The 4,433-nt window shown below is 62.7% G+C and carries 4 protein-coding genes; 3 read left to right on the top strand and 1 reads right to left on the bottom strand.

Annotated elements, in window-relative coordinates:
• Window positions 1–184: 184 nt before the first annotated feature.
• Window positions 185–1,216 carry a hydroxyacid dehydrogenase gene (locus ACRCSW_RS03280; protein WP_438702562.1) on the bottom strand — a complete coding sequence of 344 codons (1,032 nt, stop codon included), beginning with the start codon at window positions 1,214–1,216 and terminating at the stop codon, window positions 185–187.
• Window positions 1,217–1,342: 126 nt separating this feature from the next.
• On the opposite strand from ACRCSW_RS03280, the gene ACRCSW_RS03275 reads away from it, so the two are divergent.
• The 3 genes from ACRCSW_RS03275 to ACRCSW_RS03265 form a co-directional block, all read left to right on the top strand.
• Window positions 1,343–2,473, top strand: a complete 1,131-nt coding sequence (locus tag ACRCSW_RS03275) for a LacI family DNA-binding transcriptional regulator (protein WP_438702560.1) — start codon at window positions 1,343–1,345, stop codon at window positions 2,471–2,473.
• Window positions 2,474–2,493: 20 nt separating this feature from the next.
• The gene (locus tag ACRCSW_RS03270) at window positions 2,494–3,450 is read left to right on the top strand and encodes a sugar ABC transporter substrate-binding protein (protein WP_438702559.1); all 957 of its coding nucleotides are present in this window, start codon (window positions 2,494–2,496) and stop codon (window positions 3,448–3,450) included.
• Between the two features lie 75 nt (window positions 3,451–3,525).
• A partial coding sequence (locus ACRCSW_RS03265; protein ID WP_438702557.1) for an ABC transporter permease occupies window positions 3,526–4,433 on the top strand: 908 nt, incomplete at its 3' end.

The following is a 4,433-nucleotide window of genomic DNA, read 5'->3' as shown; positions in this document are numbered from 1 at the left end:
TGGACATTTATTGAGCAGCGTCGATGGACTGGTCCGCTCTTGGAGCCACGGCACCTGCCCAAGCATACACAACTTTAAGATCGATCAATCGCCCTATCGCAGCAGAAGCCTTTCATAGCGGAAGCCGATCAAGCACTTGCTTGCGTGTTGCTGTGCCGATCGCTGGCTGGTCGGGACAAACAGGTCAGGCCCCTTTCGCACGGTCGACCGGCATCGAGCGGAAGCGCGCGACCGTCTCGCGCTCTGCCCTGCGGCAGGCGACGGGCGCGAGGCCGTGCGCGATCAGATCCATGTCCTCCAGCACCCGGTCGCCAATCTCACGCAGGGCAACAGTCAATGCCCCGGCCCGATGCGGCGAAAAGAGCATGTTGGGTACGGACCGGATCGGGTCGTCCAGCGGCAGCGGTTCGACCGGAAAGACATCGGTCGCCACCTTGATCCGGCCCGATGCCGCCGCACAAAGCGCGGGGAAGTCGGCCGCCGCCGCGCGCGACATCAGCAGAAGGTTCGCGCCCGGCTGCATCATCTCCAGCGCCGCCGCGTCGATCATATGGCGGTTCTCGGTCGTGATCGTGGCCATGACGAAGATGAAGCGGTTCTCATGCATCACCGTCTCGAAGCTGGCGGGTTCAACCCCAAGGCGTCGCAGATGCCCAGGCGGCAGCCACGGATCATGCGCCTGCACCCGGCAGCCGAAGGTCACAAGCAACCGGTGCAGCGCCCGGCCAAGATCACCAAAGCCGATGATCCCAACCGTCGATCCCGTCAGAAGTTCGCTTTCGCGGTTGCCGTCGAAGAGCCATTTCTCCTCGCCCCGCAGAAAGGCCGCATGCTCGCCGTGGATGTTACGCGCCAGCGACAGGGCCATCCCAAGCGCCATCTCGGCCACGGGAAGGGCAAAGACTGCACCGGGGGCCAGCACATGGATGCCGCGCCGGAAGCATTCTTCATAGTCGATGTTGGGCAGGAAATTAGTTTCCACATTGAAGATCGCCCGCAGATTTGGCGCAAGGTCCAGCCGATCGCGGCCCATCGGTTGCTGGCTTATCAGGATGTCAGTTTCTGGCAGATGGCGGGCATAGAAGCTGTCGCGATCTTCGCCCTGCCAAGCGATGACCTCGTAGGCGCTGCGAAACGTAGCGAGCGCTTCGGCTGAGAATATCTCATCAGTGCCGCGCGGTTCGGGATCGTAAAGGACGCGCATCGGGTTTGGCATGGGATGAGGCCTCCTTCTGACCGGAACCGACATTTCAGCGAGTTTTAAAAAACGTTTTACAAGATGAAACGTTTTTCCTAACATTATGCAAGGCAGGAATCGCTTTGCTCCGGGGAAAACGTGAACTTGAAGCATAAACAAGCAGCCCTGCCGCCACTGCGCCCGTCGATCCGCGATGTGGCGCTGAAGGCAGGTGTGTCTGCTGGCTGTGTTTCAAACGTGCTGAACCGCCGCCGCAGCCAGGATGACCCCATCGGGCGCGCCGTCCTTGCCGCCGTGGCCGACCTCGGCTACCGGGCCAATACCATCGCCTCCAACCTGCGGCGCACCAACAGCCGGTTTGTCGGCGTTGTCCTGCCGGATTTCGAGAACCCGTTTTTCGGTGCGCTGCTGTCGGCATTGGAACGGTCGGCCGAAGCCGCAGGCTACCGGCTTGCCACCGCCACCAGCCGTGAAGACCCCGCGATCCAGGCGCGCGAGGTCGAGGAACTGCTTGGCTGGCGCGTGGCGGGAATTCTGGTCGTGCCAGCTTATGGCAGTTTGCCGGGCGCGTTCGCAAAGGCTGGCGTGCCAATGGTGGTCGTCGACCGCGTATCGTGCGCGCCCGGAGACGTTCCCGCGACCGACGAAGTCAGCGTGGATAACGAGATGGCGGCCCGCGCTGTTGCCGAACGGCTGATCGAGTTGGGCCATCGGCACATCCTTGTCGCCTGCTCTGACCCGCAGATGCTGAACATGGCCGAACGCCTGCGTGGCGTTCAGGCTGCGGCAAACGCTGCTGCCGTGCCGGTGCGTATCGAATTGCTGAACTGCGGCTGGACGGTGGAAAGTGCGGATGCGGCATTCGCAAAGCGCAGCACCAATGAGCCGATACCAGGGGCGATCTTTGCGCTTCAAAACCTTGCTTCATTGGCCGCCTATGGCGCGGCGCGCAGGCTTGGTCTGACCCCCGGCATCGACCTTGCCCTTGCAAGCTTCGACGACAGCGCATGGATGGCGCATATGCACCCGGCCGTGACGGCGGTGGCACAGCCTGTGGAAGAGATTGCCGAAGCTGCGTTCGCGATGCTTGTGGCAAGGATCGAAGGCGTGGACGAACCGCCCCGGGCGCTGCGGGTGCCCTGCCGCCTGATCGAGCGCGCGACACTGATCGCGCCTGCAGCAGCCAACACCACCCAGAAGAGGTCCGGGGACGTGCTTCCCCCCCGGACCAAAGAGACGGGGACACAGAATGCCCCGCTCGATATCGGAAGCTGAACAACGGAGGAGAACCACCCATGCGAAGATTACTTATCTCGGCGGCGGCGATCGGCCTGTTTGCCCTGCCTGCCGTGGCCGAAGACTACGGCGTGCTGATGAAGACGCTCTCGAACCCGTTCTGGGGCGCGATGGAGCTTGGCGTCCGCGAAGGCGCCGCTGCCGTTGGCGTCAATGTCTTTGTTCAGGCGGTCGAAAGCGACCAGGCGGCCGAGCCGCAGCTCAATGCCTGCAACGCCATGCTTGAACAACCGATGGATGCCTTTATCACGGCCGCCATCAACTCGACGATCCTCTTGCCTTGCCTCAAGCGCGCCAATGAAATGGGCATCCCGGTCGTGGACCTTGACGGGAACCTCGACCATGCCATCGCCGCGGAGGCCGGAGTCGAGATCGCTTTCTCGATCGGGTCCGACAACCAGGCTGCGGGTGCCCAAGGCGCCGAATGGCTGGTGTCCAGGCTTGGGGCTGACGCGACAGGTCCGGTGCTGGTGATCGAAGGACTTGCGGGCAACATCACGGGCCAGAAGCGCGCAACGGGCTTTGCCGAAAGGCTCCAGGAACTGGCACCGGGGCTCGAGATTGTCGCTTCTCTGCCGGGTGATTGGGATCGCGGCAAGGCAGCCAACATCACAAATGACATCCTGACAGCCAATCCTGATCTGGTCGCCATCTTCTGCGCGAATGACGGCATGGCGTTGGGTGCGGTGGAAACCGTGTTCGCGGCAGGCTTGCAGGACCAGGTGACCGTGATCGGCGTGGACGGCAACTCGGACGCGGTCAAGTCGATCATGGAAGGGCGTTTGGACGCTTCGGTCGCACAGCTGCCCTACCTGGTTGGCAAGCAGGCGGTCGAGATGGCCCAGATGGTCAAGGCTGGCGAGACGGTCGAGAAGTTCGTCTTTGTGCCAACGCTGGTGCTGACTAAAGACGTGCTTGATGCCGGAACCGAACCGATGCTGGCTTTCGTCAAGTAAGCCAACCACCGGCGGCGCGGGCCAGACGCTCCCTCTGGCCCGCTGCCTCATATCCTCTGGTTTCGGAACCCTGCAATGACTTTTGCCTCCGCTTTCAACGCTGCGCTAGTGCGCGCCAACATCCGCGCTGAATCGCTGTTTGTCCTAGTCGGCCTCGTGGTGCTGATGGCGCTGTTGTCACCCGTATTTCTGTCCGTTTCGAACCTGTTCAACATCCTGCTTGCAACCACGACCATCGGCATTCTTGCCATCGGGGCGACCTATGTGATCTCGGCCGCGGGGATCGATCTGTCGCTGGGATCGGTGCTGGGGTTGTCGTCGGTGGTCGGCGCGGCGCTGAACCTTTATGTCGGCCTGCCCTGGCCCTTCATCATTCTGGGCTGCCTTGGGGCGGGGGCCTTGGCGGGCTACCTGAACGGGCTGACCATTGCCATTGCGCGGGTGCCTGCGTTCATCGTTACTCTGGGCATGATGGGGATCGCGCGGGGGCTGGCGCTGGTCATCTCGAACGGTCAGGGCATCTATGGCCTGCCGCCAGAGATCCTGTTTCTGGGTCAGGCGCGCCCCTTCGGCGTGCCGACGCCGGTTTATATCTTGGTCGTCACGGCCATCGTCGCGCATTACATCCTGGCGCACACGCGGTTCGGCCACCACACCCTTGCGCTTGGCGATAACGAGAACGCGGCCCGCGCCACGGGTATCAACGTCCGTCGCCTGCGCATTCAGCTTTACACGCTGTCAGGCCTGATGGCAGGGATCGCGGGTCTGGTGTTCACCGCTCGCGTCAACACCGGCGATCCGACGGCAGGGTTGAACTACGAACTGGCGGCGATCACGGCGGCGATCATCGGCGGGACCAACCTGTTCGGCGGGCGTGGCTCGATCCTTGGGACGATGATCGGGGCCTTGGTGATGGGGGTGCTGCAGAACGGACTGACGCTGATGAACATGCAATCCTACTACCAGCAGATGGCCATCGGCGG

The organism is Tabrizicola sp. (assembly GCF_051645465.1).
Lineage (GTDB): Bacteria > Pseudomonadota > Alphaproteobacteria > Rhodobacterales > Rhodobacteraceae > Tabrizicola.
Note: the sequence above shows the minus strand (reverse complement) of the source record. Positions and strands in the feature narration are given on the sequence as shown.